This window comes from Pseudonocardia sp. Ae505_Ps2 (assembly GCF_001932425.1).
Classification (GTDB): domain Bacteria; phylum Actinomycetota; class Actinomycetes; order Mycobacteriales; family Pseudonocardiaceae; genus Pseudonocardia.
This window is the reverse complement of sequence record NZ_MCIP01000001.1, coordinates 5,966,950-5,989,935: the sequence shown is the minus strand read 5'-3', so window position 1 is coordinate 5,989,935 and position 22,986 is coordinate 5,966,950. Positions and strand designations below refer to the sequence as shown.

19 protein-coding genes and 1 pseudogene are annotated in these 22,986 nt (G+C 73.0%); 17 read left to right on the top strand and 3 right to left on the bottom strand.

The window, feature by feature from the left end; all coding sequences use genetic code 11:
- The first annotated feature begins 3 nt into the window (after nucleotides 1–3).
- The 11 genes from Ae505Ps2_RS27955 (at nucleotide 4) to Ae505Ps2_RS27905 (ending at nucleotide 13,821) form a co-directional block, all read left to right on the top strand.
- A complete protein-coding gene (locus tag Ae505Ps2_RS27955; protein ID WP_020621829.1) occupies nucleotides 4–1,368 on the top strand; it encodes an MCE family protein in 1,365 nt (454 codons plus the stop codon).
- Nucleotides 1,365–2,543 (top strand): MCE family protein, encoded by a 1,179-nt coding sequence (locus Ae505Ps2_RS27950; protein ID WP_020621828.1) that lies wholly within the window; start codon nucleotides 1,365–1,367, stop codon nucleotides 2,541–2,543. The genes Ae505Ps2_RS27955 and Ae505Ps2_RS27950 overlap by 4 nt, the downstream gene beginning before the upstream one ends.
- Entirely contained in the window at nucleotides 2,540–3,430 is an 891-nt protein-coding gene (locus Ae505Ps2_RS27945; RefSeq protein WP_075554143.1) for an MCE family protein, read from the top strand. The genes Ae505Ps2_RS27950 and Ae505Ps2_RS27945 overlap by 4 nt, the downstream gene beginning before the upstream one ends.
- 174 nt (nucleotides 3,431–3,604) lie before the next feature.
- Nucleotides 3,605–4,855 (top strand): MCE family protein, encoded by a 1,251-nt coding sequence (locus Ae505Ps2_RS27940; protein WP_020621826.1) that lies wholly within the window; start codon nucleotides 3,605–3,607, stop codon nucleotides 4,853–4,855.
- A complete protein-coding gene (locus Ae505Ps2_RS27935; RefSeq protein ID WP_075310882.1) occupies nucleotides 4,855–6,162 on the top strand; it encodes an MCE family protein in 1,308 nt (435 codons plus the stop codon). Before Ae505Ps2_RS27940 ends, Ae505Ps2_RS27935 begins: the two co-directional genes overlap by 1 nt.
- A 1-nt stretch (nucleotide 6,163) precedes the next feature.
- On the top strand, nucleotides 6,164–7,519 hold the full coding sequence (locus tag Ae505Ps2_RS27930) for an MlaD family protein (RefSeq protein ID WP_075310884.1): 1,356 nt from the start codon (nucleotides 6,164–6,166) through the stop codon (nucleotides 7,517–7,519).
- 207 nt (nucleotides 7,520–7,726) lie between these two features.
- Entirely contained in the window at nucleotides 7,727–8,395 is a 669-nt protein-coding gene (locus Ae505Ps2_RS27925) for a hypothetical protein (protein ID WP_139318961.1), read from the top strand.
- A gap of 5 nt (nucleotides 8,396–8,400) precedes the next feature.
- On the top strand, nucleotides 8,401–8,967 hold the full coding sequence (locus Ae505Ps2_RS27920; protein ID WP_075310886.1) for a hypothetical protein: 567 nt from the start codon (nucleotides 8,401–8,403) through the stop codon (nucleotides 8,965–8,967).
- A 163-nt stretch (nucleotides 8,968–9,130) separates the two neighbouring features.
- Nucleotides 9,131–10,561 carry an aldehyde dehydrogenase gene (locus Ae505Ps2_RS27915; protein WP_020621821.1) on the top strand — a complete coding sequence of 477 codons (1,431 nt, stop codon included), beginning with the start codon at nucleotides 9,131–9,133 and terminating at the stop codon, nucleotides 10,559–10,561.
- Between the two features lie 13 nt (nucleotides 10,562–10,574).
- Nucleotides 10,575–11,390, top strand: a complete 816-nt coding sequence (locus tag Ae505Ps2_RS27910; RefSeq protein ID WP_075333695.1) for a crotonase/enoyl-CoA hydratase family protein — start codon at nucleotides 10,575–10,577, stop codon at nucleotides 11,388–11,390.
- Nucleotides 11,391–11,484: 94 nt separating this feature from the next.
- Complete coding sequence (locus Ae505Ps2_RS27905) at nucleotides 11,485–13,821, top strand: CoA transferase (RefSeq protein ID WP_075554142.1); 2,337 nt, start codon at nucleotides 11,485–11,487, stop codon at nucleotides 13,819–13,821.
- Between the two features lie 85 nt (nucleotides 13,822–13,906).
- On the opposite strand, the gene Ae505Ps2_RS27900 is transcribed toward Ae505Ps2_RS27905, so the two are convergent.
- Both Ae505Ps2_RS27900 and Ae505Ps2_RS27895 read right to left on the bottom strand, forming a co-directional pair.
- The gene (locus Ae505Ps2_RS27900; RefSeq protein WP_075310892.1) at nucleotides 13,907–14,707 is read right to left on the bottom strand and encodes a glucose 1-dehydrogenase; all 801 of its coding nucleotides are present in this window, start codon (nucleotides 14,705–14,707) and stop codon (nucleotides 13,907–13,909) included.
- A 56-nt stretch (nucleotides 14,708–14,763) separates the two neighbouring features.
- Nucleotides 14,764–15,384 (bottom strand): TetR family transcriptional regulator, encoded by a 621-nt coding sequence (locus tag Ae505Ps2_RS27895; protein WP_075310894.1) that lies wholly within the window; start codon nucleotides 15,382–15,384, stop codon nucleotides 14,764–14,766.
- Between the two features lie 113 nt (nucleotides 15,385–15,497).
- Here Ae505Ps2_RS27895 and Ae505Ps2_RS27890 point away from each other — a divergent pair, with 113 nt between their 5' ends.
- From Ae505Ps2_RS27890 to Ae505Ps2_RS27870, 5 genes are all read left to right on the top strand, one after another.
- The gene (locus tag Ae505Ps2_RS27890; protein ID WP_075554141.1) at nucleotides 15,498–16,475 is read left to right on the top strand and encodes a PDR/VanB family oxidoreductase; all 978 of its coding nucleotides are present in this window, start codon (nucleotides 15,498–15,500) and stop codon (nucleotides 16,473–16,475) included.
- A gap of 65 nt (nucleotides 16,476–16,540) precedes the next feature.
- On the top strand, nucleotides 16,541–17,704 hold the full coding sequence (locus tag Ae505Ps2_RS27885; RefSeq protein WP_075554140.1) for an SRPBCC family protein: 1,164 nt from the start codon (nucleotides 16,541–16,543) through the stop codon (nucleotides 17,702–17,704).
- Nucleotides 17,701–18,618, top strand: a complete 918-nt coding sequence (locus tag Ae505Ps2_RS27880; RefSeq protein ID WP_075310898.1) for a hypothetical protein — start codon at nucleotides 17,701–17,703, stop codon at nucleotides 18,616–18,618. Before Ae505Ps2_RS27885 ends, Ae505Ps2_RS27880 begins: the two co-directional genes overlap by 4 nt.
- Nucleotides 18,615–19,400, top strand: a complete 786-nt coding sequence (locus tag Ae505Ps2_RS27875; protein ID WP_020627479.1) for a zinc ribbon domain-containing protein — start codon at nucleotides 18,615–18,617, stop codon at nucleotides 19,398–19,400. Before Ae505Ps2_RS27880 ends, Ae505Ps2_RS27875 begins: the two co-directional genes overlap by 4 nt.
- Nucleotides 19,397–20,572: a transporter gene (locus Ae505Ps2_RS27870; RefSeq protein WP_075554139.1), complete on the top strand. Its 1,176-nt coding sequence runs from the start codon at nucleotides 19,397–19,399 to the stop codon at nucleotides 20,570–20,572. Before Ae505Ps2_RS27875 ends, Ae505Ps2_RS27870 begins: the two co-directional genes overlap by 4 nt.
- A gap of 10 nt (nucleotides 20,573–20,582) precedes the next feature.
- On the opposite strand, the gene Ae505Ps2_RS33815 is transcribed toward Ae505Ps2_RS27870, so the two are convergent.
- A complete protein-coding gene (locus Ae505Ps2_RS33815) occupies nucleotides 20,583–21,182 on the bottom strand; it encodes a TetR/AcrR family transcriptional regulator (protein ID WP_075310900.1) in 600 nt (199 codons plus the stop codon).
- Between the two features lie 268 nt (nucleotides 21,183–21,450).
- Here Ae505Ps2_RS33815 and Ae505Ps2_RS27860 point away from each other — a divergent pair.
- Nucleotides 21,451–22,986 (top strand): annotated as a pseudogene (locus Ae505Ps2_RS27860) (aldehyde dehydrogenase family protein).

The window sequence follows — 22,986 nt, the reverse complement described above, 5'->3', positions numbered from 1 at the left end:
CAGGTGAACGACTCCTTCTTCACGCGGTTCAAGTACCGCGTCTACGCGCTGATCCTCATCGGTGTGGTGCTCGGCTTCCTGAGCCTGTGCACCGCCATGTACCTCAACGCCTTCGCCGACACGGTGCCGGTCACCCTGAAGGCCGACCGCTCGGGCCTGCAGATGTACCCGGGCAACCGCGTCCAGCTCAAGGGCGTCGACGTCGGGAAGGTCGGCTCGGTCTCGCTGGCCGACGGCGACCGCGGCGCGGTCGACATCGTCCTGGACATGGACGCCGACCGCATCGGCCAGGTGCCGGCCGACGCCCGGGTCTCCCTCGACCAGCTGACGGCCTTCGGTGCGAAGACCGTCCAGCTCACGATGCCCGCGACGCCGTCCGGCCGGATGCTGGCCGCCGGCGACCAGATCGCCACCGACTCGGTGACCGTCGAGGTCAACACCCTGTTCGACTCCCTCGACAGGATCCTCGACACCCTCGGGCCGCGCGAGGTCAGCGAGGTCATCGGGAACCTGGCGACCGCCCTCGACGGCCGCGGCGAGCAGGTCGGTGAGACCGCCTCGCAGCTGGCCGCGTACCTCAAGCGGTTCAACGCGAACCTCCCGCAGCTGCAGACCGACTTCCGCAAGGGCGCCGACCTGGCGAACCTCTACGGCGACGTCGCCGGTGATCTGGTGACGGTCCTCGACAACGGCGCGGTGACGAGTCGGACCATCGTCGAGCAGCAGGCCGACCTGGAGAGCTTCCTGTTCCAGATCTCCAGGGTGTCCCGGACCGGTGAGGCGTTCTTCCTCCAGAACCGGGACGGCATCCGGAACGTCACGCAGACCGCCCTGCCGACCACCGAGCTGCTGCGCGACTACTCCCCGATGTTCGCCTGCTGGCTCAAGGGCCTCGACAAGTCCCGGCAGCAGCTGGAACAGCAGCAGGGCAACACGGTGCCCGGCTTCGTGGGTCTGGTGACCCTCGAACCCGGCGACACCCCCTACACGAGCCCACCCGTCGTCGGTGCCGACAACGGCCCGGACTGCCACGGCATGCCGGACCTCGACGGGAGCGTGTTCCCGGAGTCCCTCATGAAGAACGTCGACAAGGGCGGCGAGCCCAACCCCGACGGCGACAACACCCTGCGCATCGGTGACCCGCCCCTGGTCACCCAGCTGTTCGGCCCGTTCGCCGGCGCCGGCCAGGAGCTCGGGCTCCCGGGCGAGCAGGTCCGTTCCGTCCCGGGTGGGCAGCCCGCGCCCGCCCCGGTCGATCCCGCGGCGCCCGTGCCGGCCGCGCCCGGCACGGAGTCCGCACCGCCGGCGGCGCCCCGCGAGAGCGGCGGCTTCCTCGGTGGCCTGTTCGGCGGGGAGGGCGGCCGATGAGCGAGATCTCCAAGGCCCAGAACATCACCGGGCCGCTGATCAAGACGACGGCGTTCGTCGTCGTGACGATGTTCGTGCTCGTCATCGTCAGCATCCAGATGGGTGCCGGCGGTACGGGCTTCGGTGCCCAGCGCTCCTACTCCGGGATCTTCACCGACACCTCCGGGGTCAAGGCGGGGGACTCGGTGCGGATCGCCGGGGTCGAGGTCGGCGCGGTCTCCGACGTGTCCGTCGTCGACTCCACCCTCGGGAAGGTCACCTTCACCGTCGACGCGACCCGCGAGCTGCCGGCCGACACGCAGCTGGCGGTCCGGTACCTGAACCTGACCGGCGACCGCTACCTCGAGGTCGCGCGGGGCCCGGCCGGGAACGGCGTCCTCGCCGAGGACGCGGTCATCCCGGTCGCCCAGACCCGACCGGCGCTCAACCTGGACGTACTCCTCGCGGGTTTCTCCCCGCTGTTCGAGGGGCTGGCCCCGGACCAGATCAACCAGCTCAGCTCCGACCTCATCTCGGTGTTCCAGGGGCAGGGCGGCACGATCGAGTCCCTGCTGAGCAGGGTCGGGTCGCTGACCAACACCCTCGCCGACAAGGACGCGGTGATCGGGTCGGTCGTCGACAACCTCAACACCGTGCTCGGCACCCTCGACAAGCGCGCCCCCGAGCTCGAGTCGACGATCACCGAGCTCCAGCAGCTGACCTCCGGCCTGGCCGGCGACCGGCAGCGGATCGGTGACTCGCTCGACGGCGTGAACCGCCTGACCAGCAGCGTCGACCAGCTCCTGGGCAAGGTCCGCGGGCCGCTGAAGGGCACGGTTGACCAGCTCGACCGCGTGGCGAAGCAGGCGAAGGCCGGCGAGGCCGCCATCGACGAGAACCTGTCCCTGCTGCCGGGTGCCTACCTGCGGGTCAGCCGCCTCGGCTCCCGTGGCGCGACCTACAACCTGTTCATCTGCTCGCTCCGGGTGAAGACGACCGGACCGACCGGTGACCCGGTCTACTCGCCCTGGCTCGGCCCGGCCGACAACGTCGACCGCTGCAAGTTCGGCAACTCCCCGCTGGAGACGCCGGAACAGCGCGAGGCGAACCCGATCCCGCAGCAGGACGCCGCGGACCAGGGCCAGGTCCCCGACCAGATCATCCGCACCGACGACACGTCCGGAGGCGGGCGATGAAGCTGAGATTCCGGGAGAAGAACCCGGTGACCATCGCGCTCGCGGGCCTCGCGATCCTGGGGGTCCTGATGGTCGCCTCGTTCCAGCTGGCCGAGCTGGAGGTGTTCGCGGGCAAGCGCTACGAGGCACGGTTCACCGAGGCGGGCGGGCTGCAGGCCGGCAACACCGTGCGGATCGCCGGCACCGAGGTCGGCCAGGTCCGGAGCGTGACGCTGGACGGCGCCGACGTCGTCGTCGACTTCACGGTCAAGGACGTTCGCCTGAACGACCTGACCTCGGCCTCCATCGGCACCCAGACCCTCCTGGGCGAGCGCAACCTCGAGATCCGTCCCGACGGCCGCGCACCGCTGCCCGACGACGTGATCCCGCTGGCCCGGACCACGGCTCCCTACAGCATCACCCAGGGGATCGAGGACCTCACCCGGCGCACGGGCGAGATCGACATGAAGCAGGTCAGCGCGGCGCTGGACACCTTCACCGACGCCTTCGCGAACACCCCGGACGACATCGGGCCCGCCTTCGAGGGCATCACCCGGCTGTCCCGCACGATCGCCAGCCGCGACGCGGCCATCGGCGACCTGCTCCAGCGCGCCGAGTCCGTGACCGGGGTGCTGAACCGGCAGACGGCCAAGCTCAGCACCCTGCTCATCGACGGCAACAAGCTGCTCGGCGAGCTGGAGGCGCGCCGGGAGGTCATCGGCGAGCTCCTGGTGACGACGCGACGCGCCACGGACCAGATCAACGGTCTCGTCGACGACCAGCGCAACCGGCTGGCCCCGGCCCTGAACGAGCTGAACGGTGTCCTGGCGATCCTGAAGCGCAACGAGGGCAAGCAACATCGTCTCGTCGATCCAGCGGGTCTCCAGCTTCATCACCGGTCTCGGTGAGGGCCTCGCCGGCGGTCCGTACTTCGCCGGCCACGGCGACCTCGGCAACGCCGGGCCCACGCTGTTCCCGGCGGCGGACTTCGTCCCCGGCCTCGCCGTCCCCACGACGCCCCTCGAGGGTGCCGCCCCCACACTGCCGTCCGTCGGCGGTCTCATCGGCGCGGGAGGCAACTGATGTCGCGCATCCGAGCCGGATCGCTGGTCCAGCGGGTCCTCGTCGTCGGGCTGGTCGCGGCGGTCGCCGTCGCCGGGCTGATCGTCCTGATCAACGGCCAGTCCCGCACCGGGGTCGCCTACTTCACCTCGGTCAAGAACGTCTACCCGAACGACCGCGTCCGGATCCAGGGCGTCGACGTCGGGAAGATCGTCTCGATCGAGCCGGCGGGCGACAAGGTCCGCATGGAGTTCACCTACGACTCGCAGTACGAGCTGCCCGCGGACGTCAAGGCCGCCGTCGTCTCCCCGACGCTGGTCTCGACCCGCTTCCTGCAGCTCGCCCCGGCCTACACCGGTGGGCCGACGCTGCCCGACGGCGGAGAGATCCCGGTGGAGCGCACCGCATCGCCGCTGGAGTTCGACGACCTGAAGAAGCAGCTCAACGAGCTCAGCACGGCGTTGGGGCCCGACAAGGCGAACCAGAACGGCTCGCTCTCCCGGTTCCTGGACATGGCGGCGGCCAACGCCGCCGGCCACCAGGGCGCCGCGTTCAACGAGATGGTCCGGCAGGCCTCGGCCGCGGTCGAGACCCTGTCCGAGGGGCGCGGCGACCTGTTCGGCACGATCCGCAACCTCCAGGCGTTCGTGACCGCCCTCAAGCAGGTCGACGGCCAGATCGTCGAGTTCAACCAGCGCCTGGACACCGTGTCCGGGGTCCTGACCGACAACGAGGACGAGCTGTCCGCCGCCCTGGACGGGATCTCCCGCGCCGCGAAGTCGGTGGACGAGTTCGTCGCCACCAACGGCCCGGTGCTGAACGACTCGGTCGAGCAGATCGGGGACCTGACCCGGACCCTCGCCAACTCGCGCGACGACCTGGCGACGATCCTGCACGTCGGTCCCAGCACCCTGATGAACCTGTTCAACATCGTGTCCCCCCGGACGCACGCGCTGTCCGGCAAGCTCGTCGTGGACAACCTGAACACCCCGGCCGACTTCGTCTGCTCGACGTTCACCGCGGCCACCCAGGACCCGGTCAAGGGCATCGACTACTGCAAGAGCAACCTCGGCCCGCTGTTGAACCTCCTGCGCATCCAGCAGCCGCCGATCGGCATCAGCCCGATCGGTGTGCCCGGCGGCGGCGGACCGACCGACAACCGCCCGGCCCGCGACGAGCCGTACCGGCAGCCGACCCCGGGACCCGAGGCCCCGCCGGACCTCGACGCGCCCGGCCTCGGTGGCCTGCTCGTTCCCCAGGGAGGCAACTGATGCGACGGACGAGACGCGCCGGCGCGATCGCCGCGCTGCTGTGCTGCACGCTGTCGCTGACCGCGTGTGACTACCGTGGACTCAACGACTTCACGCTCCCGGGCGTGCCGGGCGTGGGCGACGGGGCCTACACGGTCGAGATCGAGATGCGCAACGTCGCCGACCTCGTCCCCAACAACCCCGTGCGGGTCGGGGACCAGCCGGTCGGCAACATCTCCGACGTCCGGCTCGACGGGTGGAACGCCGTCGTCACTGTCACCCTGGACGGCGACGTCCAGCTCCCCGCGAACGTCACGGCGAAGGTCGGTCAGACCTCGCTGCTCGGTGCGAAGTACGTCGAGCTGGACGAGCCGACCGACGCACCCGTCGGACGGCTCACCGACGGCGCCCGGATCGGCCTGGAGCGCGCGGGCAAGTACCCCGAGACCGAGGAGGTCCTCGCCTCGGTCGCGACGCTGCTCAACGGCGGCAACCTGCAGAACATCAAGACGATCACCCGCGAGCTGAACAAGGCCCTGGGTGGGCGCACGGACGACTTCCGCAGCCTGCTGACCGAGCTGGAGACCTTCAGCCGCGGTCTCGACGACCAGAAGCAGGACATCACCCGGGCCATCGACGGGCTCGACCGGCTCGCGGCACGGTTCGCCGAGGGCGACCAGAAGATCGACGGAGCCCTGCAGTCGATCCCGCCCGCCCTGGCCGTGCTCAACCGCGAGCGGGCCCACCTCACCGACAGCCTCGTGGCGCTCGGTGAGTTCGGGAAGGCGACCGACGCGGTCGTCGCCGAGAGCTCGGACAACCTGGCCCGCAACCTCGACAACCTGACGCCGGCGCTGCAGGGCCTGGCCGACGCGGACAGGTCGCTGACCGACTCGCTCGGACTGCTCGGGACGATCATCTTCCCGCTGCGCAACTTCGGCGAGACCTTCCAGGGCGACTACATCAACTTCTGGCTGACCCTCGACCTGACGCTCGGGACGCTGGACCAGAACTTCCTCACCGGCACGCCGGCGCAGGGCCAGCTGATCCGGCTGCAGGAGATCATGAAGGCGGGCGGCAACGCCCTGGAGGCGGCGAACCCGCTGACCGCACCCGTGCTGCCACCGGAACCGGGCGCGCCGATCGGCGAGCCGGGCCTGGACCTGCTCGGCGGAGCCGTGCCCAACCAGCCGCCCCCGGGCCCGCCGTCGGGAACCCTCGAACGACCGGCCCCGCCGGAGCAGACCGAACGCGAGCAGCAGCAGGAACAGCAGCAGCCCGAGGCCCCCTCCGGCGGCCTGCTCGGCGGCCTGACGGGAGGCAACTGACGTGATCACCCGCTACGTCAAGATCCAGATCGCGATCTTCACCGTGCTGACCCTGGTCGCCACCCTGCTGATCGTCTTCTACTACGTCCGGGTTCCCCAGGTCCTCGGCATCGGCCGGATCGCGGTGACCGCGACCCTGCCCGCGGCCGGTGGCCTCTACCCGAACGCGAACGTCACCTACCGGGGTGTCACGGTCGGGACGGTCACCGACGTCGACCTGGACCCCGAGGGCGTCCGCATCCGGATGACGATCGACGAGGACCGGGTCCCGCCGAGCGGGAGCCGCGCCGAGGTGCACAGCGTCTCCGCGATCGGTGAGCAGTTCGTCGACTTCGTCCCCCAGGACCCGGCGGCGGCCCCGATGGCCGACGGCGACCACGTCCCGCTGGCGCTGACCTCGGTCCCGGTGCCGACGGCCGGCGTGCTGCAGGGGACCGACAACCTGTTGACCTCGGTCGACCAGCAGAACTTCACGACCGTGCTGACCGAGTTCGCCGACGCCTTCCGCGGCATCGGGCCCGACCTGGGCCGGCTGATCGACAACACCGGCCTCCTGGTCGAGGAGGCCGGCACCGAGCAGAACTTCGCCGCCACCGAGAACCTCATCGACGACTTCGAGGGGTTCGCCGATCCGCAGCTCGCGACGAGCGACTCCATCCGGAACTGGGGACGCAACCTGGCGTCCTTCACCGGGCAGCTGCGCGAGAGCGACGCGGCGCTGCGGTCGGTCCTGACCGACGGCAACCGGGCCGCCCAGCAGGCCGACTCCCTGCTCACCGACCTCAGTCGCAGCACCCCGCGGCTGCTGAGCACGACCGAGGTGCTGACCCGCCTCGCCGAGGCCTACCACGCGCCGATCGAGCAGATCCTCGTCGTGTACCCGATGTTCACGGCGTCGTCGCTGGTCATCGCGCCGGAGAGCGAGCCCGGGATCTTCCGGTTCAACCTCGAGACCAACGTGAACCAGCCCAACTGCGTCGAGGGCTGGATACCCGCGGGTCAGCCGGGCGGCCCGCGCAACGCGATGGAGACCGGGGACGTCCCGCTGCCGGCGAACAGCTACTGCAAGCTGCCCCAGGACGACCCGACGCTGGCTCGCAGCGCGCGCAACCTGCCGTGCTTCGAGCCCGGATCGCCCCCCGGGCGGCGCGCCGCGACCATCTTCGAGTGCCGTGGTTCCGGGTTCAGCCCCACCTCGGCCGGCCGTCTGACCCTGCGTCCGGAGACCGGACTGAACAACGAGCCCGCCTTCGAGCCGCTCGGAGCCATCGGAGCGGTGAGCTCACCGGCCACCCCGCAGGACCGGATGACCCTGGAAGGCCTGATGACGCCGGCACCGGCCCCGGTGCCGTCATGACCTGCGGCGACCCGGGGGAGGACCCCGGGAGTGAGACAGAATACGTGAGATGTCACGATCGACACGGTTGTGACGGCCGTCTCCCGAGCCGTCCCGCTGTCGGCGTCCGCCCCCGGGTGGGCGCCCCCGACCGGCACCGGCCCCCCTCCGTCCCACCCACCCCCGGGGTGGGGCGGTCCGGTACCGCTGACCTGAGGAGCTGACGTGGTGAGAAGCACTTCCCTCGACCGGAGGGAGTCCGCGGCCCCGGCCGACGACGACCCGGTGGCCGAGGCCGCCGGGGCCCCGGCCCGGACCGTCGACGAGGCCGCGCTCCCGGAGGCCCCGCCGGTCGCGGTGGGCGAGGAGCAGGACGACGCCCCCGAGACCGACCCGCAGGCGGGGTCCGCCGAGGACGGACCCCGGCCCCTCGTCCGACGGCTGGTCCTCGCCGGCTTCGTCGTGGCGCTGGTCCTGGCGGTGATCGCGGGTGTGCTCTGGAACGGCACCCGGGCGGCGCAGGCCGATCGGGTCGCCGCGCTGGAGAAGGCCCAGGCGGCGGCCGTCGAGCTGACCTCGATCAACTACGAGACCGCCGAGCAGGACGTCCGGCGCGTGCTGGACGGCGCCACCGGAGACTTCGGCGGGCTGTTCGCCCAGAACCTGGACTCCTACATCACCCTGGTGAAGGAGTCGAAGGTCGCCACCACGGGCGAGGTGACGGGCGCGGGGCTGGAGAGCCTCGACGGTGACACCGCCCGCGCCATCGTCGCGGTCAAGGCGACGGTGCACAACCGGACCGTCCCGAACGGTGAGTCGCGGTTCTACCGGATGGTGACCGAGCTCCAGAAGAAGGACGGCGACTGGCTGGTGGCACGAGTGGAGTTCGTGCCGTGAGGCGCGTGCTGCGTCCGATCGGACGCGCGGCGACCGCCGCCGCCGCTCTGCCGCTCCGCGGCGCCCGTGCCCTCGCGAGCTGGTGGCGGGACCGTCCCCGGATCGCGACCCGGGTCCTCGCCGGCGCGGCGGTCGCGCTCCTGGGCCTGGCCGTCGTGTTCGCCGTGCTGCAGGTCCGCGCCACGCAGGCCGCGGACGCCGGGGACACCGCACTGGCGGTGGCGAAGGAGTCGGTCCCGAACCTGCTCTCCTACGACCACCGCAGTATCAAGACCGACCTGGACGCCCGCCTGAACGAGGTCGGCGGCCGCTTCAAGGACGACTACCGGAGCCTGGTCCGGGACATCGTCATCCCGGCGTCGGACCGCGACCAGCTGGTCACGCAGACCTCGGTCGCCGCGGCGGGCGTCGCCGAGCCGGCCTCGCCGGACCGGGTCCGGCTGACGATGTTCCTGAACCAGACCTCCACCCGGGCGGGGCAGCAGCAGCCCACGCTGTCCGGGTCGCGGGTCCTGGTGACGATGGAGCGCGACGGTGACCGCTGGCTGGTGACCGAGCTCAACCCGGTCTGAACCGGTTCCCGACGACGGCGCCGGGCCGCGGCGCGACCACGGCCCGGCGCCGTCGTGCTCGTCGCGAGGTCGGACGTTCGTCGCCGACAAACTAAAACAATTAGGCTATTGTCTTTAGGGAGTGGCGCCCGGCAGTCGGTCGCCGTCCTCCACAGGGGTGTGCATGGAACGGATCGGATCCTTCGTCGACGGTGCCTGGACCGACCGGGGCGCCGACCCGCTGCCGGTTCTCGAGGCCGCGACCGGGGAGGCGCTCGGTGAGGTCGTCCCGGCCGGCCCGGACGAGGTGAGCCGCGCGGTGGCGGCGGCCGGACGCGCCCGCGCCGGATGGGCGGCCACACCGCCCGCCGAGCGGGCCGACGTGCTGGACCGGTTCGCCGCGGCGCTGACCGCCCGCGCCCGGGTGACGGCGACCGAGGTGTCCCGGGAGAACGGGATGCCCATCCGGCAGTCCGTGGCGGCGAACGGGCACGGCGCCGCGGTGATCCTCGGCTACTACGCCGGACTGATCCGCGACGGCCTGCCGGACGACCACCGCTCGGGGCCGCTCGCCCGGTCGATCGTCCGGAGGCTGCCGATCGGCACGGTCGCGGCGATCACCCCGTGGAACTACCCGCAGGCGCTGGCCGCCATGAAGCTCGGCCCGGCGCTGGCCGCGGGATGCCCGGTCGTGCTCAAGCCCGCCCCGGAGACGACGCTGGACGCCGTCGCGTTCGCGGAAGCGTCGCTCGCGGCCGGTCTGCCGCCCGGGGTGCTCGGGATCGTGGCCGGCGGCCGGGAGACGGGCGCCGCGCTGATCGCCGAGCCGGACGTCGCGAAGGTCGCGTTCACCGGCTCCACCGGCGCCGGGCGCGCCATCGGCGCCGAGTGCGGCAGCCGGCTGCGGCCGGTGACGCTGGAGCTCGGGGGCAAGTCCGCCTCGATCGTGTGCGACGACGCCGACCTGGACCTGTTCGCCCGCTCGCTCCCGGCCGTCTCGCTCGCCAACAACGGTCAGACCTGTCACGCGTGCACCCGGATCCTCGTCCCCCGGTCCCGCTACGACGAGCTGCTGGAGCTGGTGACCGAGACCGTCCGCGCGCTGCCGGTCGGCGATCCGCTGGACCGGGGCACCGCGATCGGGCCCCTGGTCAGCGAGGCCCAGCAGCGCCGGGTGCTCGGCATGGTGGAGGCCGGCCGCACCGCGGGCGCCCGGATCACCACCGGCGGGGGAGTGCCGGCCGGTCTGGAGCGCGGGTGGTTCGTCGAGCCCACCGTCGTCGCCGGTGTCGACAACTCCGCCGCGATCGCCCGGGAGGAGATCTTCGGCCCGGTGCTGTGCGTGATCCCCTACGCCGACACCGACGACGCGGTCCGGATCGCGAACGACTCGCCCTACGGCCTCGGCGGCACGGTGTGGACCACCGACACCGAGCGGGGCGTCGCGCTGGCCGCCCGCGTGGAGAGCGGGACCGTCGGCGTCAACCACTACGCGCTCGACCCGAACGCCCCGTTCGGCGGCGTCAAGGACAGCGGCCTCGGCCGCGAGCTCGGCCCCGAGGGGCTGGCGCCCTACCTGTCGGTGCGCTCGGTCTACCTGCCGCCGGCAGCCTGAGAGGAACCCCGCCATGACCCAGCCCGCGCCGTCCACCAGCAGGACCGACGGTCCTGCGGTCCGGTACGAGACCCGCGGCGCCGTCGCCGTGGTCACGCTGAACCGCCCGCACGCCATGAACGCCGTGAACGCGGCCCTGTCCGAGGCCGCCGGTGAGGCACTCGAGGCCGCGAACGCCGATCCGGCGGTCCGCGCGATCGTCCTCACCGGCGAGGGCCGCGCGTTCTGCGCGGGCGCCGACCTGAAGGAGGTGGCGCGCGGCCACCGCATCGACGCGCAGGGGCACCCCGAGTGGGGCTTCGCCGGGATCGTCCAGCACTGGGTGGACACGCCGGTGATCGCCGCCGTCAACGGGTTCGCACTCGGTGGTGGGACGGAGATCGTCCTGGCCTGCGACCTCGCCGTCATCGACGAGACCGCGACGCTCGGCCTGCCCGAGGTGCGCCGCGGCCTGTTCGCCGCCGCAGGCGGGGTGATCCGCCTCCAGCGGCAGGTGCCGCTGAAGATCGCCCTGGAGATGACGCTGACCGGCGAGCCCGTCGACGCCGCCACCGCCAGGGAGTGGGGACTGGTCAACCGGGTCGCTCCGGCCGGGACGGCCCTCGACGTCGCGCTGGAGCTCGCCGGGACGATCGCGGCGAACGCGCCGCTCGCCGTCCGGCAGAGCAAGCACGTGGTGCACGCGACCCACGCCGGGGGATCGGTCTGGGAGCCCGAGGTGTGGGCGGTCAACCGGGAGGCGGTACGGGTGGTCTTCGGCAGCCGGGACGCCCGCGAGGGGGCCACGGCGTTCGCCGAGAAGCGCGAGCCGCGCTGGGAGGGCCGATGACCGGCGCCGCGATCGCCGGTCCGCAGACCACCGGGCTCGGCGAGTGTCTGCCCGTCGTCGCCCCCGCCGGAACCACAGTCGAGGAGACCCGCCCATGACCCGCCCCCTCGCCGCGCTGCGCGTGATCGACCTGTGCGACGGCCCGGCCGGGCTCTGCGCCACCCTGCTGGCCGACCTCGGTGCGGCCGTGGTCCGGGTCGAGCCGCCCGCGGGGGCACGGTCGCGGTCGGAGGAGCCCGTCCTGCACGGCGTCGGCCTGCCGTATGTCCTGCGTGGCCGCGGTGTGACCCCGTGGAGCCTGGACCTGGCTGAGGAGGGGGACCGGGAGCGTCTGCTCGCCGCGGCCGCGGAGGTCGACATCGTGGTGCTCGACGGGCCGGCCGCGGCGCTCCTGGACCCGGACGAGCTGCGCCGCCGGCTCCCCGGACTCGTCGTCGTCGCGCTGACGCCGTACGGCCTGACCGGTCCCCACCGGGACCGGGTCGTCACCGACGCGGTCCTCACCGCCGTGGGCGGGGTGCTGTCGCGCTCCGGGCTCCCGGGCGAGCCGCCGCTGCTGCCCCCGCCCGGCCTGGCCGACGGGACCGCCGCGGTCCAGGCGGCATGGGCGGCCCTCGTCGCCCACGTCCACGCGTCGCGGACCGGGCGGGGCGAGCTGGTCGACGTGTCGGCCCACGAGGCGGTCGTGCACGGGTTCGACCCGGGGTTCGGCACCCAGGGATCGGCGGCCGCCGGCCGGTCGGAGGACTTCCCCCGGGACCGGCCGGACGCCCGGGCCTTCTACCCGGTCTTCCGCTGCGCCGACGGCCACGTCCGCATCTGCCTGCTGGCCACGCGTCAGTGGCGTGCGATGTTCGCGTGGCTGGGGTCGCCGGAGGAGTTCGCCGACCCGCGGTACGACACCATCCCGGCCCGCTTCGCGGCGGCCGACCGGCTGCACCCGCTGATCGCCGAGCTGTTCGCGGGCCGCAAGCGCGCCGAGCTCGTCGACGAGGGCGCCGAGCGGGGGATCCCGGTCGGCGGTGTCCTCGCCCCGTCCGAGGCCATCGAGGAGGCCCACTTCCGGATCACCGGCGCGCTCCGGCCCGTCGCGGTCGCCCCGGACCTGGAGGCGGTCGTCCCCCAGGGCTTCGCCACCGTGGACGGGGTCCGGGCCGCGGCCGAGGACCCGGTCGCCACGATCGTCGACGGCCACCCGTCGTTCCCGGAGCGGGCGCCCGTCACCCGGGACCCCTCGTCGTCCGAGCGTCCCCTCGCGGGCCTGCGGGTGCTGGACCTCGGGGTCATCGTGGCCGGCGCCGAGGCCGGACGGCTCTGGGCCGACCAGGGCGCCGAGGTGATCAAGGTCGAGAACGCGGGGTTCCCGGACGGGCTCCGGCAGTCCCGCCGCTGCGCGGGGATGAGCGCCGCGTTCGCCTGGGGGCAGCGCAACAAGCGCAGCATCGGGCTCGACCTGCGCACAGCTCGGGGGCGTGAGCTACTCCGCGCACTGGCTGCCGACGCCGACGTGCTGCTCGCCAACTTCAGGCCGGGCACGCTCGCGAAGCTCGGACTCGGTGCCGAGGACCTGCGCGCGGTCGCCCCGCGGCTGGTCGTCTGCGACAGCAGCGCCTTCGGCGCCTCCGGGCCGTGGAGCGGGCGGATGGGGTACGGGCCGCTGGTCCGGGCCGCCACCGGGCTCTCCTCGCTGTGGGCGGTCCCGGGGCGCGACGACGCGTTCTGCGACGGCGCGACCGTGTTCCCCGACCACGTCGCCGGAGCGGTGTCCGCGCTCTGCTCGCTGGCCGCGGTGATCGGCCGCGACCGTACCGGGCGGGGCGCGGCGATCGAGATCTCGCAGGCCGACGTCGCCCTGACCCTGCTCGGCCCGGTGCTCGCCGCCGAGTCCGTCGAGCGCGGTGCCGGTGCCACGGCGGGCCGCGCCGATCTCACGGGCGTGTTCGCCTGCGCCGGCGACGACGAGTGGGTGGTCGTCCAGGCCCGCGACGGGCGGGACTGGGACCGCCTGCGCACCCTGGTCGGCGGAGACGCGTCGGGGGCGTCCACCCCGGCGCAGCGTCGCGACCCGGACGGTCCGGCGCACCGGGCCGTCGCGTCCTGGGTGGCGACCCGGTCACCGGCGGAGGCCGTGCGGGACCTGCAGGCCGCGGGCGTCCCGGCGGGGGCGATGGTGCGCCTGCCCGAGGAGCCCGACGACGAGCACCTCGTCGCGCGGGGCGCCTTCTCGACGATGGAGCACCCGGACCTGCCGGTGGCGCTGCCGGCGAACACCGGCCCGGCGCGGTTCTCCTCGTTCCCGGTGCCGGCGCTCGCTCCTGCGCCCCGGCAGGGGGAGCACACCCGGGAGATCGCCCGGGAGCTGCTGGGGCTGTCCGCCGCCGAGATCGAGGAGCTGCTCGAGGCGGGTGTGCTGCAGGAACCCACTCAGTAGGTCCGCCGGCACCGGCGGTCGAGGAGGTCGAGCAGGTCGCGGCGGAACACGTCGTCGTCGCCCGCGACCATGTGGCCGGTGCCCGTCAGTGCCCGCTCATCCCGCCGTCGACGGCGAGCGTGGCCCCGGTGACGTAGCCGGATGCCGGCGTCGCGAGGAACAGCATCGCCGCGTCCAGCTCGCGCTGGGTGCCGAGCCGGGCCAGCGGGAGCCCGGACAGGAACCCGTCGAGCACGTCGTCGGGCATCTCCCCGGTCATCTCGGTCCGGACGAAGCCCGGCGCCAGGGCGTTGACGCGGATGCCGCGGCGGCCGGCCCACTGCTGGGACAGGTCGCGGGTCAGCCCGAGCAGGCCCGCCTTGCTCGCCGAGTACGCGGCCTGGGGGAGCCGGGAGGCGACCAGGCCGAGGGCGCTCGCGACGTTGACGATCGCCGAGCCGGGGGGCATGTGCCGGGCGCACGCTCTGGCCATCCAGTAGGCGCCGTTCAGGTTGGTCTCGAGGACTCGGCGGAACCCGGCCGGCTCCTCCCGCAGCGCGGGGACGACGGTCGAGACCCCCGCGTTGTTGACGAGGACGTCGACCCGGCCGAACTCCGCGACCGCGGCCTCGACCGCCCGTTCGCAGGCGTCCTCGTCCGACACGTCGGCAGGCACCGCGAGGTGTCTGCGGCCCCGCGCGGTGACCGAGGCGCCGACCTCACCGAGCCGGTCGGCGCGGCGGGCGACCAGGACCACGTCCGCGCCGGCCTCCGCCAGAGCACCGGCGAACCCGGCGCCGAGACCGGAGCTGGCGCCGGTGACGACCGCGACGCGACCGTCCAGCCGGAAGAGGTCGTACAGGCCGGTGGCTCCCGCGGCGTCCTCGCCGCGTCCCGAACGAGACATGCGACGTACTATGTCACATGTCTCATCGAGTCCCGGCGTCAGCGCCGGTGCCGGTGTCAGTGACGGTGTGCCACGCCGTCGAGGAATGCCCGGATCGTGGCGACGAAGAGCTCCGCGCGGTTCAGGGAGTGGGCATCGACGGCCCGTGCGAGCTGTGGGGTCAGCGCCGGGTCCTCCATCGGGAACGGGTTGTCGCCGCTCTGGGACCGGTCGCCCACCGCCTCGGTCAGTGCGCTGCCCAGCGTCAGCTTCTCCAGCCCGTCGAGGAGCAGCACGTGGTCCTCCAGCGGGATGGGGCAGGACCGGAGCCGCTCGGCCGCCGCCTCGTGGCTGCGGACCAGCACCTCGCGCGGGAGGAACTGCAGGAGCAGGGGGGCCGCCGACGGGTGGGCCAGGATCGTCGCGCGGAAGTTGAGGGCGAGCAGGACGAAGAACTCCGTCCACGGGGCGTCGACGGCGACGTCGGGGACCGGCGTGTCGCGCACGACGGTGCGGGCGATCTCCGCCATCAGCCCGGCGCGGTCGTCGAAGTGGTGGTAGAGCGACGGCGTGCGCACACCCAGGCGTTCGGCGAGCCGGGGCATGCTGAATGCCTCGTAGCCGTCCTCGTCCACGAGGGCGAGGGCGGCGCGCGCGATCGAGCGTCGGGTCAGCGGAGCTGCCTTGAATACGGGCACCCGTCAAGTATGCAGCACCTTTGCGTCATCGTTTGACCCCCGACGCCTAAAGCATTAAGGTTTTTCGTGTTGCCCGCCGAGTGACGGGTGGACGGAAAAGGCGGTGGTTGCTCATGAGCGAGCGCACCCCGGGGGAGACACTCGACCTGGAAGTCCGGTCGAGGACCGAGGTCGCCGATGACGTGGTCGCCCTGGAGCTGGCGGACCCGGCGGGTGGCGAGCTGCCCGCGTGGGAGCCCGGGGCGCATGTCGACCTGGTCCTGTCGCCGGGGCTCGTGCGTCAGTACTCGCTCTGCGGCTCCCGCGAGGACCGCGGTACCTGGACGGTCGCGGTGCTCCGCGAGGAGGACGGGCGCGGCGGGTCCCGGGAGGTCCACGACCGGATCGCCGTCGGGGACAAGGTCGCGATCCGCGGTCCCCGCAACCACTTCCCGCTGGTCGCCGCCGAGTCCTACGTGTTCGTCGCCGGCGGCATCGGGATCACCCCGATCCTGCCGATGGTCGCCGAGGTCGACCGCCGCGGTCTGCCGTGGCGACTCGTCTACGGCGGGCGTTCCCGGTCCCGGATGGCGTTCGCCTCCGAGCTCACCGACCGCTACGGCGAGCGGGTCACGCTGCACCCGCAGGACCGGTCCGGGCTGCTCGACCTCGACGGGATCCTCGCCTCGGCCCCCGCCGGAGCCGCGATCTACTGCTGCGGCCCCGGGGCGTTGCTCGACGCGATCGAGGAGCGGCACGCCGAGCGGCCCGGGGCCGGTCCGCTGCACGTGGAGCGCTTCGCCCCGCGGACCCGGCAGGAACCGGCGGGCGGCGTCGGGGGTGACGAGGGCTTCGAGGTCGAACTCGCGTCGTCGGGCCGGGTGGTGCCGGTCCCGGCCGGCGTGAGCGTCGTCGAGGCGCTCGAGGAGGCCGGCGTCCCCGTCGAGACCTCCTGCCGGGAGGGCACCTGCGGCACCTGCGAGACCGCGGTGCTCGGCGGTACCCCCGACCACCGGGACTCGATCCTCGACGACGACGAGCGCGCCGCGGGTGACGTCGTCTTCCCCTGCGTCTCCCGGGCCACGAGCGCCCGTCTGATCCTCGACCTCTGAACGTATCGGCCGGTCCGCGACATCCGGCGGACGAGCACGGCACGCATGCCACGAAGGGAACAACGATGACCCGCTCCATCGCGCCCCGCGAGGACCGCATCCGGCGGACGCTCCAGCACCTCCGTGACGACAGCACGGACCGGTTCGACGAGGTCGCCTCGTTCGAGCCGCACGAGTTCACCGACCCGGAGGTCGCCCGGACCGAGCGGGACCGCGTGTTCGGCGAGGTGCCGTCGATCATCGCCCACTGTTCCGAGCTCCCGCGGCCGAACGACTTCATCACCCGGCAGATGCCCCGCAACAAGGTCATCGTCGTGCGTCAGAAGGACGGCGGCGTCAAGGCCTTCGTCAACCTCTGCCGCCACCGGGGCGCGTTGCTGGAGGAGCAGGAGTCCGGCCGCTGCCGCCTGTTCTCCTGCGGCTACCACCGCTGGTCCTACGACACCGACGGCAGCCTCCGCGCCGTCACCCGCGACAACACCTTCGGCGACATCGACCGGTCGCAGTTCGGTCTCGTCGAGCTCCCCTGCGAGGAGCGGCACGGGTTCGTCTGGATCGTCGACCGGGCGGGCGCCGAGATCGACGTCGCCTCCTGGCTGGGCGAGGACATGGACGGGATCATGTCCGGCTACGGCATCGAGAAACTCGTCGCCGTCCGGTCCGAGGGCTTCGACGAGCCGGTCAACTGGAAGGTCATGCAGGACGCCTTCCTCGACGGCTACCACATCCAGTACGCGCACCCCAACACCGCGGCCAAGCACATCCACACCAACGTCCTGACCATCGAGGACTTCGGCCGTCACTGCCGATTCATCGCGCCGCGCAAGACGATCGACAAGTACCTCGACGAGGACCCGGGGGACACGAGCCTGGACAAGCACATCACCGAGACCCACTTCCTGCTCCCGAACAGCACCCTGCTGCGCCAGCCCGACCACTTCCAGCTGCTGACCTTCCGTCCGCACCCCACCGACCCGGGCCGGTGCCGGATGGAGATGCGCCTGATGGTCCCGCCGGTCGAGGAGTCCGGGATGAACCGCGACAAGTGGGAGCGGTTGTGGGACAAGAACTGGAACATCCTCATCGCCGTCCTGCACGAGGAGGACTTCCCGCTGCTGCGCAGCTCCCAGGAGGGGATGGCCAGCGCGGACGGCGGCTCGATGCTGCTCGGCCGCAACGAGGTCGCCAACCAGGTGTTCCGGCGGGAGCTCCGGAAGCTGACGTCGTGATCCTCCACGAGTGGTACCGCTCGGTGCCCGAGGACCTGCGCACCGGGCTCCGGGCGCTGCTGGACGACGCGGCCGGGCACGACGCCGAGGCGGGCTTCCCCAGGGTGCGGCCGGACGACGGCCCGGACGTGCACCATCTCGTCGTCCACCTGCTGCCCGACGAGCGGGAGGTCGTGGAGGACCGCGGGGTGCCGGTCCTCGCGGCCTACCTGCAGCTCCGGGTCGCGTCCGACGGCACCGCGGTCGCGCGGTACGTCGTGCGGCCGGATCTGCGGTCCCGCGGTGTCACCACCCTGCTGTTCGAGAAGATCGGGCTGGACGTGCACGCCCCGGACGGCTGGGCCGGGACCGGTGCCCGGGAGGTACGGATCTGGGCGCGCGGGGACCACCCGGCCGCCCGTCGGCTCACCCGGCGGTTCGGGTCCCACGACATCTCCCGCACCCGGCACCAGTGGAACCTGCTGGCCCCGGTGCGCGGGCTGCGCCGCGACGACCTGCTCGCCGAGGTGCCCGCGGCCGCGGAGGTCGACGTGCGGGACGTGACCGGGCCCGACGAGCCCGCGGCGGTCCGCGGGATGCTCGGGACCCTCGCCGGTGACCCGCCCGCCGACGGGGCACTGGTCCGTGTGGCCGGCCGGTCCGGTGTGGACGGCGCCGTGTGGGTCGACGTCGCGGCGGACGAGGCGACCGAGTACGGCACCGCCGGCCGGATCCACGGCCCGGCGGTGTGGCCCGACGGGCGCGCCGACGCCACCCGCGCCGCGCTCCTGGTCGCGGCCATGGAGGAGATCGCCGGTGCCGGCCTGCCGGTCGCCGCGCTCGTCGTCGACGGCGACGACGACCGGCTCGTCCACCTGACCCGAGCGCTCGGCTTCGTGCACGAGCGGACCGACGCGGAGTACCTGCTGCGATGAGTGACACGACGACGGACCCGGCCACGGGGCGCACGGCGCCCGTTCTCGGCGACGGGGTCCCGGACGACCTGCCCGCGGTCGTCGCACGGCACGGCCAGGTGGTCGCCGCCGGCGACCTGGAGGCCACCCTGGCCGACTTCCGGCCCGACCGGGTCGGCCAGCTCGTCGCCTCGGCGCGGCTGCCCCGGACGATGGTCGGCAGCGAGGTGCTGAGCATCGAACGTCAGGCCGACGGGCTCATGGCGGCCCACATCCGCTACCGGCACGCCGACGGCGACACGACCGTGCTGCGGTCCCGCTGGGTGCGGCTGCCACAGGGCTGGCGGGTGTCGGAGGTGCGCAACGTGCCCGACACCCCGCCGGTCCTCGAGCCCCTGCCGGCCTACGACGACGACCTCCACGCCCCGCACCGGGCCGGGCTGGCCGCCGGTGAGCTGCGCATCCAGCGTTGCGGCCGGTGCGGCGAGTGGATATGGGCGCCCCGGGCGCTGTGCCCGGCCTGCCACGGGACCGACCTGGACTGGCCGGTCGTCGAGCCGTCGGGGTCGGTCTACTCGTGGACGCGGACCTGGCAGCCGTTCGCCCGGGAGGTGAGCGGGCACGTCCCTTACGTCGTCGTCCTGGTGGAGCTCGACGGCGCCGGTCGCCGGCGGGTGCTCGGCGTGCTGCGCGACGGGGACGCGACGACCCCGGCCGTCGGCGACCGGGTGCGGGGCGAGTTCGACCGGACCGGCGACGGCGCGGCCCTGCTGCGCTGGCGGATCGTGGAGGGGACCCGATGAGCGGGATGCGCGGGGCGGCGGCGGTCGTCGGGATCGGGCACACCCCGTTCCACAAGCGGGGCGAGGGCCCGGCGTCGGCGCTGCGCCTGACGCTGGAGGCCGTCCTGGCCGCCTGCGCCGACGCCGGGATCGACGCCCGGGAGCTCGACGGGTTCGTCTCCTACGCCAACGACCAGAACGAGGGCGTCGCCCTCGCCGCGGACCTCGGGGTCCGCGAGGTCCGCTGGTCGACGATGGTGTGGGGCGGTGGCGGCGGCGGGGTCGCGGCCGCCGTCAACGCCGCCGCGGCGGCCATCGCGGCGGGCCAGGCCGAGACGGTCGTCGTCTACCGGGGGATCACCGAGGCCGACGACGGCCGCGGCAGCTACGGCAAGGGCCACTTCCCGCCGCTGCTGCACGACCACGGCGTCCTCACCCCGGTCCAGATCTGCGCGCTGCGGACGCAGCGGATGATCGAGGTGGACGGGGTGCCCCCGTCGGCACTGGAGGCCCTCGTCGCGGCCGACTACCGGCACGCGTCGACGAACCCGGTCGCGGCCGGCCGCGACCGGGCGCTCGACCACGAGACCTACGCCGACGCGCGCTGGATCTCCGAGCCGCTGCGGCTCTTCGACTGCTCGCGGGAGAACGACGCGGCCGGTGCGGTCGTGCTGACCACCGCCGAACGGGCCCGCGGTCTCGCGACCACGCCCGCGTACGTCCTCAGCGGGGTCCAGGGGGCCGCGCGCGGCTGGTGCGAGTCCGCCGAGAACGACGAGCCCTACACCATCGCCGGCTTCCACCCGGCGATGGTGGACCGGCTCTGGTCCGACGCCGGGGTGAAGCCGGGCGAGGTCGACGTCGTCCAGGTCTACGAGAACTTCAGCGGCCCCGCCGTCGCCGCGCTCATCGACCTCGGTCTCTGCCCGCCCGGCCCGGCCGCGGGGGAGTTCATGACGGTCGAGAACCTGTCCGCGCCGGACGGGCGGCTGCCGATCAACACCGCGGGCGGCAACATCGCGGAGGGGTTCGTGCACGGGATCGGCCTGGTGCTCGAGGCGGTGCGGCAGATCCGGGGCACCTCGGCCAACCAGGTCCCCGGGGCGCGGTCGTCGCTGCTGCTGGGGGGACCGATGGCGCCCCTGGTCAGCGCGACCCTGTTCGGTTCGGAGGAGATGCTCGGGAAGCGGTGAGGGCGCGGGCTCAGGGGAGGAACGCCGGCAGCACGAAGGTCCGGAGCTCCTCGCGCAGCGCGTCCTCGGTGACGACCGACCGGTCCCGTTCGAGCAGCAGCAGGTTGACCCCGGCGATCCAGCGGGCGGCCGCGCGCAGGTCGAGGTCCGAGCGCATCTCACCGCGGGTGATGGCGTCGAGGAAGATCGGCTCCCACATCAGCAGGGTGATGCCCTCGGCCAGGGTGTGCCCGCCGAGGGTGCGCCCGACCAGGCCGTGCTGTTCGGAGACGATCAGGAGCTGGACGACCGGGTCCCGGCTGCCCTTGTCGATGTTGTAGATCAGTCCCTCGACCAGCCGGTCGGCGAACGTCGGCCACCGCTGGATGTGGGCCTGCATCCGCGGCACGTTGATCAGGGCGCGTCGCTCCACGGCGGCGACGACGAGCGCTTCGCGGTCGGCGAAATGGCGGTAGAGGGTCGCGCGGGAGACCGACGCGGCCTTCGCGACGTCCTCCATGGTCGTCTTCGCGACCCCGAAGCGGCCGAAGCACTCCTCCGCCGCGCGGAGCAGCCGTTCCCGGACTCCGCCCCCCGCCCGTCTCAACGACTCCGACGGACCTGCTGTCATGGCCGGAGTGTAGCTGTGGTCCGGGCCGACCCGATCCGACACGGAACCGCGCGTCGCACCCTGTGCACCGCCATGACTCCGCTGCGTGACGCCCGGTCCGTCCGATCGTTCTCCTGTGTGGACCGGCACGCAGGCGTGCCGGCGGGTCCCGCCGTCGCCGGGAATGGTGTTCACCCTGTCCGCCGTTCGTCGAAAGGTTTTCGGTAAAGCGTCTTGACGGCTTTGCCTAGAGTCTTTAGGCTACGACTCGTTCCGACGGATCCTGGCAATGTGGGCCGGACCTCTTGACCGTCTGACCAGCGGAGATGGAATGAAGCAGTTCGAGAACTACGTCAACGGTCGCTGGGCTGCGGCGAGCGGTCCATTTATCGAGGTGGACGATCCGTCCACCGGTGAGATCATCGGATCGGTCCCCGACAGCGGCGCGGACGTGGTGGACCAGGCGGTCGGTGCCGCGCGGGCCGCCTTCGAGGGCCCGTGGGCCCGGATGCGCCCCCAGGACCGCGCCCAGGTCCTCCGGGACCTCGCCTCCGCGCTGGACTCCCGCTTCGACGAGCTGTCCGACGAGCTGGTGCGCGACACCGGCTGCACCGCGCGCCTGTGCGGGATGCTGTAGGTCGGCGGTCCGCTCGGGCACCTGCGCGACTTCGCCGAGATGTCGGCGTCGCTGGCACCGACGGCCTTCCCGATGCAGACGACCCCCGGCTTCGGGCAGTGGGAGCTGCACCGCGAGCCGGTCGGCGTCGTCGCCGGGTTCACCCCGTACAACTTCCCGCTGTTCATCGCCGTCTGGAAGGCGGCCCCCGCGCTGCTGACCGGCAACACGGTGGTCCTGAAGTCCTCGCCGCTCACCCCGTTCGGCCTGGAGGCGCTGGCCAGGGCCGCGGACGAGGTCGGCCTCCCGCCGGGCGTGCTGAACCTGGTGCACGGCGACCGCACGGCCGGCGAGGCCCTGGTCGCGCACCCCGGAGTGGATCTCGTCAGCTTCACCGGCAGCACCGCCGTCGGCACGCGGATCATGGCCTCGGCCGCGGCCACCGCGAAGGAGGTCCTGCTGGAGCTGGGCGGGAAGTCCCCCGCCGTCGTGCTGCCGGACGCGCCTGCCGAGCTCGCGGTCCGCGGCACGCTGTTCAGCAGCATGATGCACAGCGGGCAGGCGTGCGTGGCCACGAGCCGCATGCTGGTGCCGGACTCGCGGTACGACGAGTTCCTGGACCTGCTGGCCACCCGCGCCGGCCAGCTGACCGTGGGAGCCGCGACCGAGCTGACCTCCGACGTCGGCCCGGTCATCTCCGCGGCCCAGCGGGACAAGATCGAGAAGTTCGTCGCGGGCTCCGTCGAGCAGGGCGGACGCGTCGTCGCGGGGGGCGAGCGACCCACCGGTGTGCCGGAGGGTGGGCACTACGTCGCCCCGACGGTGCTCGCGGTGGACACCGACAACGTCGCCGCCCGTGAGGAGATCTTCGGACCGGTCCTGGCGGTCGTGCGCTACTCCGGTGTCGACGACGCCGTCCGGATCGCCAACGACAGCGAGTACGGGCTCGCCGCCTCGGTATGGGGCACCGACCTCCAGGCCGCGCGCGCCGTCGCCGCGCGGCTCGAGAGCGGTCTGACGTGGATCAACGACGTGGCCGCGGCGGACGTCGCGCGCACGCCGTTGTCCGGCCGCAAGCGCAGCGGGGTCGGCTCCGAGCTCGGCGTCGACGGCCTGCACGCCTACACCAAGGTGAAGAGCCTCTACACGGCTCTCGACACCGACATCGACGGCCGTTCCTACGGCGCCGTCGGTCTCGACTGGGACTGA

Excerpts from the sequence above, each read along its gene's own strand:
- Ae505Ps2_RS27950 (WP_020621828.1), top strand. The coding sequence starts at position 1,365 with ATGAGCGAGATCTCCAAGGCCCAGAACATCACCGGGCCGCTGATCAAG.
- Ae505Ps2_RS27945 (WP_075554143.1), top strand. The coding sequence starts at position 2,540 with ATGAAGCTGAGATTCCGGGAGAAGAACCCGGTGACCATCGCGCTCGCG.
- Ae505Ps2_RS27940 (WP_020621826.1), top strand. The coding sequence starts at position 3,605 with ATGTCGCGCATCCGAGCCGGATCGCTGGTCCAGCGGGTCCTCGTCGTC.
- Ae505Ps2_RS27935 (WP_075310882.1), top strand. The coding sequence starts at position 4,855 with ATGCGACGGACGAGACGCGCCGGCGCGATCGCCGCGCTGCTGTGCTGC.
- Ae505Ps2_RS27915 (WP_020621821.1), top strand. The coding sequence starts at position 9,131 with ATGGAACGGATCGGATCCTTCGTCGACGGTGCCTGGACCGACCGGGGC.
- Ae505Ps2_RS27910 (WP_075333695.1), top strand. The coding sequence starts at position 10,575 with ATGACCCAGCCCGCGCCGTCCACCAGCAGGACCGACGGTCCTGCGGTC.
- Ae505Ps2_RS27905 (WP_075554142.1), top strand. The coding sequence starts at position 11,485 with ATGACCCGCCCCCTCGCCGCGCTGCGCGTGATCGACCTGTGCGACGGC.
- Ae505Ps2_RS27900 (WP_075310892.1), bottom strand. The coding sequence starts at position 14,707 with ATGTCTCGTTCGGGACGCGGCGAGGACGCCGCGGGAGCCACCGGCCTG.
- Ae505Ps2_RS27890 (WP_075554141.1), top strand. The coding sequence starts at position 15,498 with ATGAGCGAGCGCACCCCGGGGGAGACACTCGACCTGGAAGTCCGGTCG.
- Ae505Ps2_RS27885 (WP_075554140.1), top strand. The coding sequence starts at position 16,541 with ATGACCCGCTCCATCGCGCCCCGCGAGGACCGCATCCGGCGGACGCTC.
- Ae505Ps2_RS27875 (WP_020627479.1), top strand. The coding sequence starts at position 18,615 with ATGAGTGACACGACGACGGACCCGGCCACGGGGCGCACGGCGCCCGTT.
- Ae505Ps2_RS27870 (WP_075554139.1), top strand. The coding sequence starts at position 19,397 with ATGAGCGGGATGCGCGGGGCGGCGGCGGTCGTCGGGATCGGGCACACC.
- Ae505Ps2_RS33815 (WP_075310900.1), bottom strand. The coding sequence starts at position 21,182 with ATGACAGCAGGTCCGTCGGAGTCGTTGAGACGGGCGGGGGGCGGAGTC.